At 61.8% G+C, this 16,082-nt stretch carries 14 protein-coding genes; 4 read left to right on the top strand and 10 right to left on the bottom strand.

All coding sequences use genetic code 11. The annotated features are described in order from the left end of the window. Positions 1–39 precede the first annotated feature (39 nt). Both H281_RS0119395 and H281_RS0119390 read right to left on the bottom strand, forming a co-directional pair. The gene (locus H281_RS0119395; protein ID WP_020068818.1) at positions 40–1,926 is read right to left on the bottom strand and encodes a TRAP transporter large permease; all 1,887 of its coding nucleotides are present in this window, start codon (positions 1,924–1,926) and stop codon (positions 40–42) included. A gap of 62 nt (positions 1,927–1,988) precedes the next feature. After that, entirely contained in the window at positions 1,989–3,014 is a 1,026-nt protein-coding gene (locus tag H281_RS0119390; RefSeq protein WP_020068817.1) for a TRAP transporter substrate-binding protein, read from the bottom strand. Positions 3,015–3,212: 198 nt separating this feature from the next. Between H281_RS0119390 and H281_RS0119385 the strand changes: the two genes are divergently transcribed. Both H281_RS0119385 and H281_RS0119375 read left to right on the top strand, forming a co-directional pair. Beyond that, positions 3,213–4,268, top strand: a complete 1,056-nt coding sequence (locus H281_RS0119385) for a LacI family DNA-binding transcriptional regulator (protein WP_020068816.1) — start codon at positions 3,213–3,215, stop codon at positions 4,266–4,268. Between the two features lie 590 nt (positions 4,269–4,858). Beyond that, positions 4,859–5,332 (top strand): Lrp/AsnC family transcriptional regulator, encoded by a 474-nt coding sequence (locus H281_RS0119375; RefSeq protein ID WP_020068814.1) that lies wholly within the window; start codon positions 4,859–4,861, stop codon positions 5,330–5,332. A 30-nt stretch (positions 5,333–5,362) separates the two neighbouring features. Here the strand turns inward: H281_RS0119375 and H281_RS0119370 are convergent, their stop codons facing one another. The 6 genes from H281_RS0119370 to H281_RS0119345 form a co-directional block, all read right to left on the bottom strand. After that, positions 5,363–6,601: a YbfB/YjiJ family MFS transporter gene (locus H281_RS0119370; RefSeq protein WP_027804763.1), complete on the bottom strand. Its 1,239-nt coding sequence runs from the start codon at positions 6,599–6,601 to the stop codon at positions 5,363–5,365. 157 nt (positions 6,602–6,758) lie between these two features. Further along, complete coding sequence (locus H281_RS0119365) at positions 6,759–7,472, bottom strand: 4'-phosphopantetheinyl transferase family protein (RefSeq protein ID WP_020068812.1); 714 nt, start codon at positions 7,470–7,472, stop codon at positions 6,759–6,761. Between the two features lie 68 nt (positions 7,473–7,540). Beyond that, entirely contained in the window at positions 7,541–8,863 is a 1,323-nt protein-coding gene (locus H281_RS0119360; protein ID WP_020068811.1) for an MFS transporter, read from the bottom strand. A gap of 181 nt (positions 8,864–9,044) precedes the next feature. After that, on the bottom strand, positions 9,045–9,281 hold the full coding sequence (locus H281_RS0119355) for a DUF2783 domain-containing protein (protein ID WP_020068810.1): 237 nt from the start codon (positions 9,279–9,281) through the stop codon (positions 9,045–9,047). A 43-nt stretch (positions 9,282–9,324) separates the two neighbouring features. After that, positions 9,325–11,043 carry an FAD-dependent oxidoreductase gene (locus H281_RS0119350; protein WP_020068809.1) on the bottom strand — a complete coding sequence of 573 codons (1,719 nt, stop codon included), beginning with the start codon at positions 11,041–11,043 and terminating at the stop codon, positions 9,325–9,327. Positions 11,044–11,116: 73 nt separating this feature from the next. Next, positions 11,117–12,076 (bottom strand): MBL fold metallo-hydrolase, encoded by a 960-nt coding sequence (locus H281_RS0119345; RefSeq protein WP_020068808.1) that lies wholly within the window; start codon positions 12,074–12,076, stop codon positions 11,117–11,119. A gap of 276 nt (positions 12,077–12,352) precedes the next feature. On the opposite strand from H281_RS0119345, the gene H281_RS0119340 reads away from it, so the two are divergent. Beyond that, positions 12,353–13,210: an IclR family transcriptional regulator gene (locus tag H281_RS0119340; RefSeq protein ID WP_020068807.1), complete on the top strand. Its 858-nt coding sequence runs from the start codon at positions 12,353–12,355 to the stop codon at positions 13,208–13,210. Then, positions 13,207–14,052, top strand: a complete 846-nt coding sequence (locus tag H281_RS0119335; protein ID WP_020068806.1) for an IclR family transcriptional regulator — start codon at positions 13,207–13,209, stop codon at positions 14,050–14,052. The genes H281_RS0119340 and H281_RS0119335 overlap by 4 nt, the downstream gene beginning before the upstream one ends. A gap of 4 nt (positions 14,053–14,056) precedes the next feature. Here the strand turns inward: H281_RS0119335 and H281_RS0119330 are convergent, their stop codons facing one another. After that, positions 14,057–14,917, bottom strand: coding sequence for a MurR/RpiR family transcriptional regulator (locus H281_RS0119330; protein ID WP_020068805.1), 861 nt, complete (start codon positions 14,915–14,917; stop codon positions 14,057–14,059). A gap of 63 nt (positions 14,918–14,980) precedes the next feature. After that, positions 14,981–16,063 (bottom strand): ABC transporter ATP-binding protein, encoded by a 1,083-nt coding sequence (locus tag H281_RS0119325; protein ID WP_020068804.1) that lies wholly within the window; start codon positions 16,061–16,063, stop codon positions 14,981–14,983. Positions 16,064–16,082 lie beyond the last annotated feature (19 nt).

The raw sequence follows: 16,082 nt of genomic DNA, 5'->3' as shown, positions 1-16,082 counted from the left end.
GAAAATGCAGCGCCCGAAGGTCGAACGGAAAGACGGCAGTTAGAGAAAGCCGGTTGAAATCCAGGGTATCGCGGCCACGACAATCAGCCCCACGATCAACGCCCCCATATAGCCGACAATAGGACGAATGCCCGCGTCGGGACTGACCTTGCTGATCGCGCACGCCGAGTAATAGCCCACGCCGAACGGCGGCGAGAAGAGGCCCACTCCCATCGAAAGAATCACCACGATCGCGTAGTGAACTTCATGCACGCCCGCAAGCCGCGCGATTGGAAACAGCAGCGGTCCGAACAGCACAATCGCCGGAATGCCTTCGAGTACGCTGCCGAGCATCACGAACACGACGATCGACACCGCGAGAAAACCGTATGCGCCGCCGGGCATCGCACCCATCCATTGCGCAAGATCCTGCGAGAAGCCCGACTGCGTAAGCGCCCATGCCATTGCTGTGGCGCAGCCGATAATGAACAGAATCGCGCCCGACAATGTGGCTGCATCGACAAGCATGCGGGGAAGGCGTCGCCACTCGAAACGCCGATAGATCAGGAGGCCGATTAGCATCGAGTACGCAATACCGATAGTCGACACTTCGGTGGCAGTCGCGACACCTTCGACGACCGCGGCCCGGATCACGAATGGCAACGCCAGCGCGGGCAGCGACACGATGAACAGCCGGCCTATCTGCCGCTTGCTGAAACGTTGCGTGCCGCTCAGATCTTCCTTCCTATAGCGCCACCACACGACGACGCACAAAATGAGCGCAAGCACGGCGCCCGGTAACATGCCCGCAGTGAAGAGCGCGGAAATGGAAAGTCCTGTGACGGAGCCGATCGTAATCAGCACGATGCTCGGCGGAATGGTTTCGCTTTGCGCGCCGGTGGTGGCGAGCAGCGCGACCAGGTCGCCCTCGGACGCGCCGCGCTTTTTCATCTCGGGAAACAACACGGGCGCGATGGCTGCCATATCGGCCACTTTCGAACCGGAGATGCCGGACACGAGATACATCGCGCCGATCAGCACAAACGACAGACCGCCACGCACGTGACCGACAAGACTCGCGAGGAACTGGATCATCGCGCGCGCCATGCCGGTCATTTCGATGAGCAGACCGAGAAAGACGAAGAGCGGCACCGCCAGCAGCACGAGATGCGACATGCCTTCGTCCATGCGCCCCACGACTACTTCCAGCGGAGTGAAGGTCGAAAGGCCTAGATAACCGAACGTGGCCAGCGCGAACGAAAATCCGATTGGCACGCCGGAGAAGATGCCGATAGCAACCACGCCCACGAAGAAGATGATCAGATTCGCCTTGCCGAGCGTCTGGAACCACGGTCCCGCCCATATCGCCGCCGCGCCGAGAAGCGCCGCGATCGCCAGCGCAATAACGACGTCACGCATCCGGCTAGTCTGCGCAAGCCGGATCAGGCCGACGACCAGCATCAGCGCGGCGCCAATCGGCAATGCAAATGCACGCCACGCGTTGCTGATTTGCAAAGCAGGGGTGACGATGGCCGCTTCGCCGGACGCGTAGTTATAAGCGGGCGCGACGAGCAGCGCCAGCAACGCGACCGAGGCGGCGATGGCCAGCGTATCGACAAAGGCGCGACGCTCCGTGGATAACCGGCTGACGAGCACGGTCATACGCATGTGTTCGCCGCGCCGCAATGCGAGAACAGCGCCCAACATGGCGAGCCAAAGGAACAGGATGCCGGCCAGTTCATCCGACCACACCAGAGGCTGATGCAACGCGTAGCGCGATACCACGCCCGCCAGCATGACCACGATTTCCACAGCAAGCAGCAACGCCGCGCACACTTCGACGACCGAAATCAGGCCGCGGTCGAGCACCTTCAGCCACCGGCGCGGCGTGCTCACCGTCGGCAACGGCACAGCGGCTTGCGCTGCATTCAATGCGTGATTCGACATGCTGCTATCTCCTCGCGGCGGGGCGCCGCGCGTAGTCCGATGCTTGCCCGCGCGATGTTGCATCAGGCCAGTTTGCCGACCGATTGTTCGAGCAGGTCCCACGCCTGATTGCCGAATTTATCTTTCCATTGCGCGTAGAAACCCGCTTGACGCAGCGCCGCGCGAAACGAATCAGGCGCGGGCCGGTTGATCGCAAGACCCTTGCTTTGCAGATCGGCGACGGCCGCGTCGTTGAGCTTGCGTACATCTTCGCGCTGCTTCAACGCACACTGATTGAACGCATCGCTTGCAATGCCTTGCAGGTCTTTCGGTAGACGCTGCCATGCGCGCGGATTGAGTACAAACCAGTAGCCGTCCCACATGTGATTGGTCAGTGAGCAATACTTCTGCACTTCGTAGAGTTTTGCGACCTGCACGATTGGCAACGGATTTTCTTGCGCATCGACAATATGAGTTTGCAGCGACGAATACACTTCGCTGAATTGCAAACTGGTCGGTGCGGCGCCGAGCCCCTTGAACATGTCGATGCTGAGCGGACTCACCGGTACACGAATCTTCAGACCGCGCATGTTCTGCGCACTCGTGATCGGCCCGTTGCTGGTGGTCGTCTGACGAAAGCCGTTGTCCCACATCTTTTCAAACGATTCGAGCCCGGCCTTCTGCATCGCCGCGCGCACATAGGCGCCGAGCTTGCCGTCCATTGCAGCCCACACCTGGTTGTAGTCGTTGAACGCAAAGCCGACGGCGTTGATCGCGACTGACGGCGCGAGCGTGGATACGACGAGTGCTGAGGGCGTGAACATTTCAATGCCGCCGCTACGCACCTGCGCGAGCATGTCCGTATCGCCGCCAAGTTGGTTGTTGGGGAATATGCGGATCTCCATGCGCCCCTTCGACGCCTCGCGGATCTGATTGGCCGCCTCCTGCGCGCGAACGTTCAGTGGATGCGTAAGCGGCAGGTTATTGCCGTACTTGAACACGAACTCCGGGCCGGATGCAGCACGCACGATCGCCGGAAATCCGAGCGCGCCGGCCACGGGAGCGGCGGCTGCGGCACGCAGCAATGCGCGTCTCGCGAGGTTGGTCATTTGAGTGTCTCCTTGCTTATAATTGATGTGACTGTCCAATCCATCAAAACACATCATCACTTGCTGGCAACGTGCTGACTTCCGATCAGGTGCGTTGAGTCGTCGCGTGACAGCTGCAAGACTAGGCGTGCGCGGCAATCGCTGTCAAACCGCGAACTTGATGGTTTTTGATGGACTTCCAACCTGCGAAGGACGGTTATGCCCGATCCGCTTAACTCTGCCGCCGCTGCGCGTGCCCGCATTCCGGACATCGCGCGCGCTGCGGGCGTCTCCACGGCCACAGTGGATCGCGTGCTCAACAGCCGCGAAGGCGTGCGCGCCGTCACTGCACAACGCGTGTTGCAGGCGGCTGCGCAACTCGGCTATCTGCTCACACAAGAAGGGCCTGCCACGCCCGCCTCCAAACCCATGCGCATCGCGTTTCTGCTGCCCGCCGGCACGAATCGCTATCTGCACATGCTGGGCGACTATATCGACTTCGCGCACGATCAATGGAATGCGCTCGACATGAAGTGCCGCGTCCATTACGTCGAAAGTTTCAACCCTAAAGAACTGGCCGACCGTCTGCTGCATTACGGACAACGCGCGGATGGCGTGGTGTTCATGGCGCTCGAGCACCCTGTGGTGCGCGATGCAGTCAATGCGCTGGCCGACCAGGGCGTGCCCGCGATCACGCTGATTTCCGATCTGTCGAATGCGCGGCGGCTAGCTTACGTGGGTATCGACAATCGTTCAGCGGGACGCACAGCCGCATTGTTGCTCGGGCGTTTCATGGGTCCGCGGCCGAGCGGGAAGATCGCGATGCTGGCGGGCAGCCTCAACTATCGCGGACATGAAGAACGTGAGATCGGTTTTCTTCATTTGATCGAATCCACGTTCCCGCAAGTGCGTGTAATCGGACTACGCGAAGGACAGGACGACAGCGAGCGCAATTATGTGCAGACGCGCAGGCTGCTGGAGCAGCATCCGGACCTCGCCGGCATTTACAACAGTGGCGGCGGATCGGATGGCGTGGCGCGCGCAATCGTCGAAGCGCGCTCGGATCAGAAGATTCTTTTCGTAGGACATGGCCTGACGCCGGACACGCGCGCGTTGCTAATCGACGGAACAATGGACGCATTGATCACACAGACTCCGCAGGCAATGGTGGGAAACTGTTTGCGCATTTTCCGCAACGTGCGCGATAAGCGCGATGCAATGAGCGACGTGAAGCCGGTGCAGTTCAGCATCGTGTTACGCGAGAATTTGCCTTGATTTACGGGGCTTTCGCGCGCCTGACGTCCACATGCAGCGATCGGAAATAACCCGGGCACGCGAGATGCTCAATCTCCTTCGTGTTCCAACCTTATACGAAAGGAGATACATCATGCCTTACCTACTTGGCTGGCTTCTCGGTGTTCCGGTAATCGTGCTGGTAATTCTGTACCTCATCTTCCATTGATCTCGTGAGACCTGTCCCGTGGCGCGGCCCTTATGTGGCCGCGCGTTTTTTAATGCGGGTCTAGATGCGGCTCGCGACGCTCGTCGCCATACGTGCGATACATGCTGTACGTGCGATATGTGCGATACATGCATTCGTGCCAGAGCGAGCATTCACTGCGATACGGTAGCGTCGCAGTTTCTCTCATGCCGCCTTCGGTAAAGGCAGCGATCACCCATAGCAGCTTGTGGCCGCAAGGGGCCCGTTTGCGTCGAGCCTGATGGTTGTCCCGGGTACGAATGCACCCTGAAAATATACCGGTCACCGTGCTGGATAGGCTTCCGAATACGCCACGCGACGTTGCGCCTATCGGGACGTTCTTCCGATAGAATTAAGGTTAGACGAACAACCTTCCGGGTCGGCCATGAGCCCCAAAAATCGCGCGCTGGACAATCAGGATCGCAGGATCATGCGCGCATTACAAAAGAACGCGCGCTTAAGCAATGCGGAACTGGCGGAACTGGTCGGCATGTCGACCACGGCATGCTGGAATCGCACGCGTCAACTGGAAAACGAAGGCTACATTCGCGGCTATGTCGCGCTGCTGGATCAGCAGAAGCTCGGCTTCGCCGACATCGTGCTGCTCGAAGTGACGCTCGACCGTCACGACGACGATGCACTCGCGCGCTTCGGCGTCGAGCTCGCGACACTCACCGAAGTGCTCGAAGCGTACCTTGTGTCGGGCGATTACGATTACCTCGTCAAGGTCGCTGTTGATGGCACCGCGGGTTATGAGCGCTTCTTGCGCGAGAAGCTATACAAGATCGCGGGCATTCGTCATAGCCGCTCGATGTTTGCGCTGCGCTGCATGAAGAGCATTCCGTCCGTGCAGGTATAAGGCGACACCGCTCCCGGTCAATACACGCATTCAATTCCGACGCAGCGGTCTTTGACATGCGGCGAGCACAGCGCCGCCCGCCAGCAACAGCGCGGAATAGATGAGGCCGCGAGCGAGACCTGCTCCGTCGGACACCCAGCCGATAACCATCGGCCCAACGATCTGCCCAAATGCAAAAACGATCGTGAATGCGCTGATGCCTTTTGCCCAGTGGCTCGTCGGCAGGTTGTGGCGCACGAACGCCGTCGTCGATGCAACGGCGGACAGGAACGTCGCGCCGAACAGCGCGCCCGATGCGAACGCGATCCACGGTTGCGTGAATAGCGCGGGCAACAGCGTCGCGACCGCCAGCAACGCATTGAGCACGGCGAGCGCCTGACCGCCGCGCATGCGGTCGAGCAGCCCTGACCACAGGCGCGCGGAAAGCACCGTCGCGATGCCGAGCAACAGATAAAAACCCGTGACGACCGTGGCGCTCATGCCCGCGTTGCGCAACAACGCGACAATGAACGTCATGTAGCCGATATAGCCGACGCCGAACAGCGCATAGCCGCCGAGCGCACGAGCGAAACGCGGCCAGCGCGGGGCGTCGTCTGTATTGCCCAAGTGCGCCGGTGCCGTTGCCGCCACCGCGTGCACGCCCTCGATCTTGCGCGCGGCGCCGATGGCGGCCACGCTGAATGCCGCGCATGCGGCAGCCAACGCAAACCACGCAAACTGCCAGCCATGCGCACGGTTGAGAATGGTCAACGGCACCAGTACGGACGAAGCGACGATGCCCCATCCCGTGCCCCCGTAATACAAGCCGAGAACGAGGCCCGCATCGCGCGGACTCGCCGACGCAAGCCGCGCGGCGAGCACGCCACCGCTAATGAAAACCGCAGCGCTGCTCGCGCCAGTGATCACGCGCAGCACAAGCAGCGAATTAGTGTCGGCAAGCAGGCCGCTGGCCGCCATGAGAAACGCGGTGCCTACGCAGCCGGCCACGAACAGTTTGTCTGCCTGCCAGCGACGCGCGAGTCGCGGAAACGCCAGTGCGCCGAGCAGATAGCCGAGCGCATTCGCAGTGTTCATTGCCCCGGCTTCGGCGAAGGTCCAGCCGAGGTCCAGTTTCATCGACGGTAATAGCAGCGCGTAGGCAAAGCGCGCGAGGCCCAGCGCAATTGCGCTCCCCAGCGACAACGCGGCAGCCAGCATCAACATAGGAAGGCGCTGCGCCGCGTAGTCGGCTATGGGAGGTGCGGCAGCGTCGGACGGATGTGTCGGCATGGCTAGTCTGGATAGAGAAGCATTGTTGCTAAGCGGTTCTGGTGCCCGGCTTTGCCGCGCTTTGTCATCATATCGGGAGGCGGGGTGCGGGGCTGACAGTTAGTTGCATTGAGTTGCATTGTGATGCGCGGCAACGCACGTGCTGACAGTCCGCGTGTTACTGCGCACGCGACGACATCGACGTCGACAGCGACCACGCAACGCACGCGGCATAGCCATGCGGCGCCTCTATCCATTGCGCGGCGATCTCACGCATGTCGTGCGCAATGGCATTGCGCAGCATCACGCGATTGCCTTCGCGCGGCAGTACGGCGAGATGCTGCAAGCCTCGCGTGATGCCGACGCCCGTTGTTTTGACGAGCGCTTCCTTCGCCGTCCATGCGTCGTAGAACGCGGTCATCTGTTCGGAAGGATCGAGGCGCTCGATCCACGCCGCTTCGTCTGGGTCGAGCGTCAGCGTCATGATGGAACGCCAGTCGAATCTGTCGCTGTGCTGTTCGATATCGACACCGACGCGCCGAACATTCGACATCGCGATCAAAGCAAAGCTTCCCGCATGGGACACGTTGAAATCGGGCGCTGTCGAATCCGCGAGCCGTGGCCGCCGGTTTGCGTCGAGTGCGAAGCGCACAGCGTGAGCTTCAACGCCCATGCGTTGCGCGAGCAACTCGCGCAACGCCGCGCGCGTTGAGGCGAAGCGCAGCCCGTCGTCACGCTGGCGGAAGTTGTGCGCTCGTTCGCGCTCGTCGTGACTGAGGCACGCGAAACGTGCGGCATCGAGCGACATGTCGAAACGCAGATCGATCCGCCACAACGAAACGTCGGGCGGCCCTTGATGCTGGAGTGGAAGCGGTTCGATGGTGTCAGACATCGGAAGAACTGAGCGCAGTGGAATTACCGCGACTCTACATGATGATTCCCCTTCTGCACGGCGGGATTTCACGCGCTCGTTGCTTCTTTCGGCACGCCGATTAACAGCGCGACACCGCTCGCGAACAGCAATACCGTCAATATATAAAGCGCGCTATCCATGCTGCCGGTGTGCGCCTTGATCAGCCCGATCACCCACGGGCTGACAATGCCGCTCGTAATACCGATGCTGCTAATCAACGCTATGCCGCCCGCCGCCGCAGCGCCTGACAGGTAACTCGACGGCACGGTCCAGAAGATTGGCAACGCAGAGAAGATCAACAATGTTGCGAGCGACAGAATCGCGAGCATCGCCGGAAAACTGCTTAAATGCAGCGTCAAAAGAGACAGCGCGATGCCCCCGCCAATCGTGCATACCGCGAAATGCCGGCGACGCTCTGCGCGCCGGTCGGAATGACGCGCGATCAGCACGAGACCAACCGCACCGATTGCATTCGGAATGACGCTGTAAAGACTGATTGCGAGAACATCGCGAATGCCGAAGTCGCGAATCATCAACGGCATCCAGAAACTGAGCGTCAACGACGCACACGTCAGCGAAAAATAGATGAACGCAAACAGGTAGACGCGCGGATTGCGCAAAGCCTGGATGAACGAGTGTGACGAATGCGACGATGCGGTGCGGTTCTCATCGCGCTCGGCGATCAGTTGGGCTTTCTCGCCCGCCGTAAGCCATTTTGCGTGCTGCGGGCCGTCGACGAGATAAAACGCGGCGACGAGCCCCAGCACAACGGCCGGCGCGCCTTCAATCGCAAACATCCACTGCCAGCCGTACAGACCCAGCACGCCGCCCATATCGCGCATGATCCAGCCCGACACCAGGCCGCCGAGCACGCCCGCAACCGCAACGCCCGCGAAGAAAACCGACAGCACGGACGCGCGCCGGCGCGCCGGATACCAATAGGTCAAATACAGTACGATGCCCGGAAAAAAGCCGGCTTCGAAGACGCCAAGCATGAAGCGCAGCAGATAGAAGTGCGCGGGCGTCGACACCATCATCATGCCAACCGACGCCACGCCCCACAGCAGCATGATCCGCGTGAACGTGCGGCGTGCGCCGAATCGCGAAAGCAGGAGATTGCTGGGCACTTCGAACAGCACATAGCCGATATAGAACACGGCTGCGCCGAGACCGTACATGGCGTCGCTGAAACCAAGGTCGTGCTTCATCTGCAATTGCGCGAAGCCAATGTTGATCCGATCCAGAAACGACACGACATAACAGAGAAACAGAAACGGCACGATACGCAGCGATACTTTGCGATACAGCAGATCGTCGTGCGCGGCAGTGCTTGAACTCGGCTCGAGCGCGCGGGCAAGTGATTGACTCATCGGTTATCTCCAAACATGAGGCGTGAAGGGTCCTACGGACCCACGGGTCCGGTGTCTTGATGCACCGCGTTGTTGTCTGCTGAGGTGGCGGCGTGCGAATGCGCGGAACCGCCCTACTGTCGCGATGAAGTGCGCGCGACCCTGGGAGCCGGGCGCGCGTTCACGCTACATGCAGCGTCGATTACGCTGCCAGTGGATGGATCTCGCCGCCTTGTGTCGCTGGATCAGCCACGCCTTCGCGTGCGAGACGGATCGCTTCGAGCAGCGTCGCGTGATCGCCGATATGGTTGGCTAGCAGCAGAATGAGTTGCGCATTGGCGGACTGACTGCGCGCGTCGTCGAGGTCGCGATGCATGTCGATCAACGCCTCGTAGAAATCGTCGGGACGCGCGAGATTCAGTTGCGTGTTCAGTGCCATGTCGTGTCTCCAGATCCTATTTATCGCTACGCCTGCGGTGGATTCAGGCCGTACCTTCCACGCACAACGCGCGTTTCAGCGCGTTCTCCACCGCGCTCGCGTCGAGTCGCCGCCAACGAGCGCATACATGCTGGTCCGGCCGGATCAGATAAAACGTGCCGGGTTGCGCGTCGTAGCGCGCGCTCGCCACGCCTTCCACGTCGCGCACAATCTTCGCGTGCGCTATCGCGGGCGCCGCCGCTTCGCCACGGGCGACCACAACGAGTTTCATAGGAATCGCGCCTGTGAGAAGGCTATTCAACGCGCCTTCGGTTTGCGCGTCGATGCCATCTTCGCCACAGAACAGCACGCCAGTGAATTGCTGACCAAGATGAGCGAGCAGCCACGCCGGTTCGCGCGCCGCCTGCACTGGCGCATCCACACAGGCCGCACCCGGCACCATCGCCCCCTCGAAGCTGTCGTTATCCGGCGTATTCAGCGGCGAGCCGCTCAGCACCGCGGGCACCGACAAGCGGCCACTGTTCGCCAGCTGCCGCGCAAACGGATGGTGGCGTGCGAGCTTCAGCACAGCGTCGCGAAACACGCGGCTCACCGGACTCTTCGGGGTGATGAAATCGGTGGACCGTGTCGAGTTGCGGATGTTTTCGTCGGCGGCAAATTCGCGTTCGCTTGCATACGTGTCGAGCAACGCATCCGACGCCTTGCCTTCGAGCACCATCGCCAGTTTCCATGCGAGGTTCTCCGCGTCCTGCACGCCGCTATTGGCACCGCGTGCGCCAAACGGCGACACACCATGTGCGGAATCGCCCGCGAACAGCACGTTGCCGTGCCGGAAGCGCTCCATGCGCAAACACGAAAACGTATAGACGCTGACCCATTCCAGTTCGAACTTTGCATCGGGTCCGAGCAACGCGCGCACACGCGGAATGACGCGCTCCGGCGTTTTTTCCAGCACCGGATCGGCGTCCCATCCAAGCTGGAAATCGATTCGCCACACGTTGTCCGGCTGACGGTGCAGCAGCACCGACTGATTCGGATGAAACGGTGGATCGAACCAGAACCAGCGCTCGGTCGGAAAGTCCGCTTCCATTTTCACGTCGGCGATCAGGAACCGGTCTTTGAACGTGACGCCTTTGCTGTCGAGTCCCATCAAATTGCGAATCGGACTACGCGAGCCATCGGCGGCGACCACATAGCGGCCGCGCAAAGCGTACTGACCGTCGGGCGTGTCGACGGTCAACGTCACGGCTGCGTCGCACGTTCCCGGCGTTCCGCTTTGCTCCACACCGACCACTTTGCTTTTCCAGCGAATCTCGATGTTCGGCATTTGCTGCGCGCGTTCGAGCAGAAAGCCTTCGACGTAATACTGCTGCAAGTTGATGAACGCGGGCCGATGGTGGCCCGCTTCCGGCTGCAGATTGAACGAATAGACGAGTTCGTCTTTGAGGAACACTTTGCCGACATTCCAGCTGATGCCCTTGTCCACCATTCGCTGACCGCATCCGAGGCGATCGAAAATATCGAGCGAGCGCTTCGAGAAGCAGATCGCGCGCGAGCCCGTGGACAACGAACAGTCGTCGTCTACAAGTACCACCGGCACGCCCTGCTGCGCGAGGTCGATCGCCGTGGCGAGGCCCACCGGGCCCGCGCCAACCACGATTACCGGGTAGGCCGGCTGCTCCGCGCCGCTATGCATGTCTTGCGCGCTCTGTTCGCGGCACGGCCGGTATTCGAACGACAGCCTCTGGTAGTCGATGCTCATCTTGTGTCTCCGTCCTTCTCCGCTTGGCTCTGCTGTGCTTCCCTGCTTTTATTCGCTTCTATTCGTATGCAGATCAGGCTTGCAGTGCGTCCCACATTTCCTTGTCGCGTTGCGCAGTCCAGACGCGCGGATGTGTGATGCCACTCGCTTCATCGAAAGCACGCGAGACATCGAACGGCAAGCAATGTTCGTAGATGAACACGTGCCCGAACTTCGGGTCCATTGCTTTACGCGTGTGCGCCATCGCGGCTTTCAGATCGAGCTTCTGTGCGACGGCTTCGCGACCTTGCTGCAACAGCGTGGTGACGAAATCCTTCGTGTAATCGAGGCCCTTGTTAACATCTTCCGGCGTGGTCAGCGCTGGGCCGCGGCCCGGCACCAGCTTCTCCGCATTGAGCGCACGCAGTGCTTCGAGTGTGGCGGGCCACTGTTCGAGCTGGGCGTCGCCGCAATAGCATGCCGCGTCGTATTCGACGAGATCGCCTGAAAACAGCACCTTCTGCGACGGCAGCCACACTACCGTGTCGCCCTTCGTGTGACCCGCGCCGAGATGCGCGATGCGCACTTCGAGCTTGCCGAGGAACAGCGTCATTTCCTTTTCGAACACGAGCGTCGGCCACGTCAGGCCCGGCACGGTTTCGACGCCGGCAAAGAGACGCGGGAAGCGCTCGATCTCCGACTTCATGTCCGCTTCGCCACGCTCGACGATCATCTCGTACGTGCCGCGGCTCGCAATCACTTCCTGCGCGCCTTCCTTGAAATACGCCGACGCGCCGAGCACGCGCACCGCGTGATAGTGCGAAAGCACGACGTATTTGATGGGTTTGTCGGTCACGCTGCGAATCTTCGCAATGAGGTCTTGCGCCATGGCCGGCGTGGCGGTGGTGTCGACGATCAGCACGCCGTCGTCGCCAATGATCACGCCGGAATTCGGATCGCCTTCCGCCGTGTACGCGTAGGCGTTCTCGGACAGTTGCGTCCACGTGACTTTCTTGACTTCCAGATCGGCCTGAGATGCGAATGCCTTTGCCATGCTTGTCTCCCTCAAAAGTTGGACGTGAGGCGAGACGGCCGGCGGCGCGCCTTGGCGCGAACTGACGGTATTGGAGGTTGTCTCGCCCCGTTTTTGACTCTATGACTGCGCCGGTGTATCGGGGTGAATGCATCTTATGGCCGCGTCAGTTTATTTGTCAATAGCGAAATCTATCGCTATACGCAAATGCTCGAACGTCTAACATGACGGTGTGAACAGGCAGGGTTTGCAGCCGGGCTTCGGTTAACATGGACGCTTTTTCGGACGAACACGGGCGTGGGCAAAGCAGCGAAACCATCCGCGGGCGAAGGCTCGGGCGGCAGCCAGACGACAGACAGCGGCAAGACGCAGCGCGGCATTCAGAGCGTCGAAGTCAGCGGCCGGGTGCTGCTCGCGCTGGCGCGGGCGCGCGCGCCGTTGGCACTGTCGGACCTCTCCACCGCCGCCGAGCTCGCGCCGGGGCAGGCGCACGCTTATCTGGTCAGCTTGAGCCGCCTTGGCCTCATCAAGCGGGACGAACTCACCGGCCGCTACGAGCCCGGTCCGTTGTCGTTGCGCCTGGGCCTCTTGCATCTGGAGAATCAACCGGCGTTTCGCGCCGCCGTACCGCGCGTGGCCGCGCTGGCCGAGGCAATCGGATTTAGCGTCGCGATCTGCATTGCGGGGCCGCAGGGGCCGACCATTGTCCGCTACGAACATGCGGGGTTTCCATTGCATGTGAATCTGCATGTGGGCACGGTGATGTCGCTGCCGGCCACGTCCACGGGACGCGTGTTTTGCGCCTATCTGCCGCGCGAGACGCTCGACACGATGTGGGCGAATCAGTCCGGCGCTGCGCCGGGCATGTCCACCAAACCGGGCGAAGACGCCGCCTTTCAGGCGGCGGTGGACAAGATTCGCGCGCGCGGCCTGGAGTGCAGCGTCGACGCGCCGAGTCCGGGCATCAGCAGCCTGAGCGCGCCAGTGTTCGATCCGGACGGTCATTTGGCCCTAGCGTTGACGGTGATCGGCTCGACCGGCGCCATCGACGCGACCGTCGATGGCCCCATCGCTCGCGCGTTGCTCGCAACGGCTCGCGACATCGGCGGTGAACTCGCCGCCGGATCTTCCCTGCTTGCATCGACCGCACCGTGACCGCGCCTACCGACACTTCTTCTCTACCACCCGCTTCCGCCGATGCGAAGCCGCAGCGCGGCATCCAGTCGCTCGACAGCACCGGCGAGTTGCTGGCGGCACTCGTCGCCGCCGCGCGGCCGTTGACGCTGCGCGATCTGGCCGCTGCGGCCGGGATGCCGCCGGCGAAAGCGTTCCCGCATCTGGTGAGTCTGCTGAAAATCGGCTTGCTGAGCCGCGATGCGTCCGGCTGTTTCGCCGCGGGGCCGCTGGCGCTGGAACTCGGTTTGATCGGCCTGCAGCGACTCTCGCCCACGCGCGAGGCGGAGCCGGAAGTGGTCGAACTCGCGGCATCGACGGCCATGAGCGTCGCGATGGCGGTGCTCGGTCCGCTTGGACCGACAGTCGTGCGGCTGGAAGAATCGGCGCGGCCGTTGCATGTGAGCCTGCGGGTGGGCACGGTGATGTCGCTGGTGAATACGGCGATCGGCCGCGTGTTCTCCGCCTATGTAGCGGACGACGTGCGTGCCGGTCTGCTCACGCAGGATCATTTGCGGCTGGCGGGCTCGAACGCTGCCGATGCGCTAGCGGACAAGCACGGAGCAAAGCTGAAGGAAGCGTACCGGGAGCGTCTCGCGCAAGTTCGCGCGGGAGGCATGGACAGTGCGCTGAGCCGGCCGGTGCCCGGCATCGACACATTGGCCGCGCCTGTGTTCGACCACACCGGCAGCATCTGCCTCGTGCTCGCGTTGATGGGACCCAGCGGCAGTTTCGACAGCGACGCGACGGGCGAACCCGCGCAAACGCTGTGTGCGGCGACGTTGAGGTTGTCGCGGAGATTTGGGTGGATGGGAGCGGGTTGAGCGCCTAATCGCCGGTCTGCGGCTCATGCGACGATAGCCTCGCCTTCGCATGCCGCATCTTCTCCAGCGTCTTCGGCCCGGCCTTGAGCGCGACGCCGATTGCCAGCGCGTCCATGATGCAAAGATGCACGAGCCGCGAGACCCCGGGCGTATTCGGATCGATCGGGCTCGGCACGCGCAGCAGCAGCGGTATATCCGCGAGCCACGCTAGGCGCGAGCCGACGTTGGTGAGCGCGATTGTCGTCGCGCCGCGCTCTTTTGCGATCTGGATGCTTTCGTTCACTTCCGTGCTGCGTCCGGAATGCGAAATGGCAAAGGCGACGTCGCCCGGTTCCATCATGCCCGCATACAGGCGCTGCAAGTGACCGTCGGTAAAAGCCGTGGCGGCGATGTCGAGGCGCAGGAAGCGCAACGCCGCGTCTTGCGCGACCAGCCCCGATCCCGAGCCGACGCCAAAGAAGAACACGCGTCGTGCGCTCGATAGCGCGGCAATCGCGCTTTCGACCACCGCAGGATCCAGCGCGCCGCGCGCGTGCGTGATGCCATCGACGGCGGCTTCGCCCACTTTGTCCATCAAGGTCTGCACGTCGTCGTCGCGCGCGATTGCCGCTGACGCATACGGCAAGCCGCCCGCCACGCTCTGCGCCAACTGCATCTTGAAGTCGCGCAGGCCGTGCGCGCCGATCGCGCGGCAAAACCGAGTGACAGAGGGCTCCGATACGTCCGCTCGCTGCGCAAGTTCAGTGATGCTCGCACGCATCGCGAAGTCGACGTCGCTCAGCACCATGTCCGCGACCTTGCGTTCGGCTGGCCGCAAATTGGCGAGTGCGCTGCGGATGTGGGGAATCAAGTTCGGTGCGGACACCCGGTGTTCCTTAAGGGTTAAATGAATCCGCGTGGGTCGCAGCTTCGATCGGCAACACGCGGCTCAGACCAGTCTGCGCCCACTCTCCGTATCGAACAGGTGAATATGTGCGGCCGGCAAGCGCAGCGTGACGCGCTCACCAGGCTCGACCTTCGAACGTTGACGTGTCGTCACACACCACGTGTCGCCGCCTATCTTCCCGTACAGATGCGTTTCGGCGCCAGTCGGCTCCACGACTTCGACTTGCATTGTCACGTCGGGTGTCTGCGTAATTGTCTCGATGTGTTCGGGCCGCACGCCCAGCGTGACCTTTGCGCCGACCGTCGCGGAAGCCGGCGCGCCTTCGAGCACGATCTCGCCGCCGTCCGCGAGTTTCAATGCGAGTCCCGAACCTTGCGTGCGGTTCACGAGAACGCCTTCGGCGAAATTCATCGACGGCGAGCCGAGAAAACTTGCGACGAACAGATTCGCGGGGTGATCGTAAAGCTCCAACGGACGCCCAATCTGTTCGATCCGCCCGGCGTTCATCACGACGATGCGATCGGCCATCGTCATGGCCTCGATCTGATCGTGCGTCACGTAAATCACCGTGTTTTTCAGGCGCTGATGCAATGCCTTGATCTCCGTGCGCATTTGCACGCGCAGCTTCGCGTCGAGATTGGACAACGGTTCGTCGAACAGAAACAGGGACGGCTCGCGCACCACCGCGCGGCCCATCGCGACGCGCTGGCGCTGACCGCCCGACAACGCACGCGGCAAGCGGTCGAGATAACCGCCCAGATTGAGCATCTTCGCGGCAGCCTCGATTCGCGGCTTGAAATTGGCAGGCGACTCCTTGCGGATTCGCGGGCCGAAAGCGATGTTTTCGTACACCGACAAATGCGGATACAGCGCGTAGCTCTGGAACACCATCGAGATATTGCGCTGTTGCGGCGCGAGATTATTCGCGCGCGTGCCGCCGATCATGAGATCGCCGCCGCTGATCTCCTCGAGGCCCGCGACCATCCGCATCAACGTGCTTTTGCCGCAACCCGACGGGCCCACGAGCACGACGAACTCGCCGTCGTCGATATGAAGGTCGATGCCGTGCACGACCTGCGTGTCGCCATAGCGTTTGAAGATGCCGCTCAGTTGCACTGCTGCCATGCTTTCCTCATCGTCTTGC

The sequence above is a fragment of the Paraburkholderia caledonica genome (genome assembly GCF_000383275.1).
GTDB lineage: Bacteria > Pseudomonadota > Gammaproteobacteria > Burkholderiales > Burkholderiaceae > Paraburkholderia > Paraburkholderia caledonica.
The sequence above is the reverse complement of the archived record's forward strand: the minus strand, read 5'-3'. Positions and strand labels throughout refer to the sequence as shown.

Excerpts from the sequence above, each read along its gene's own strand:
- H281_RS0119395 (WP_020068818.1), bottom strand. The coding sequence starts at position 1,926 with ATGTCGAATCACGCATTGAATGCAGCGCAAGCCGCTGTGCCGTTGCCG.
- H281_RS0119390 (WP_020068817.1), bottom strand. The coding sequence starts at position 3,014 with ATGACCAACCTCGCGAGACGCGCATTGCTGCGTGCCGCAGCCGCCGCT.
- H281_RS0119385 (WP_020068816.1), top strand. The coding sequence starts at position 3,213 with ATGCCCGATCCGCTTAACTCTGCCGCCGCTGCGCGTGCCCGCATTCCG.
- H281_RS0119375 (WP_020068814.1), top strand. The coding sequence starts at position 4,859 with ATGAGCCCCAAAAATCGCGCGCTGGACAATCAGGATCGCAGGATCATG.
- H281_RS0119370 (WP_027804763.1), bottom strand. The coding sequence starts at position 6,601 with ATGCCGACACATCCGTCCGACGCTGCCGCACCTCCCATAGCCGACTAC.
- H281_RS0119365 (WP_020068812.1), bottom strand. The coding sequence starts at position 7,472 with ATGTCTGACACCATCGAACCGCTTCCACTCCAGCATCAAGGGCCGCCC.
- H281_RS0119360 (WP_020068811.1), bottom strand. The coding sequence starts at position 8,863 with ATGAGTCAATCACTTGCCCGCGCGCTCGAGCCGAGTTCAAGCACTGCC.
- H281_RS0119355 (WP_020068810.1), bottom strand. The coding sequence starts at position 9,281 with ATGGCACTGAACACGCAACTGAATCTCGCGCGTCCCGACGATTTCTAC.
- H281_RS0119350 (WP_020068809.1), bottom strand. The coding sequence starts at position 11,043 with ATGAGCATCGACTACCAGAGGCTGTCGTTCGAATACCGGCCGTGCCGC.
- H281_RS0119345 (WP_020068808.1), bottom strand. The coding sequence starts at position 12,076 with ATGGCAAAGGCATTCGCATCTCAGGCCGATCTGGAAGTCAAGAAAGTC.
- H281_RS0119325 (WP_020068804.1), bottom strand. The coding sequence starts at position 16,063 with ATGGCAGCAGTGCAACTGAGCGGCATCTTCAAACGCTATGGCGACACG.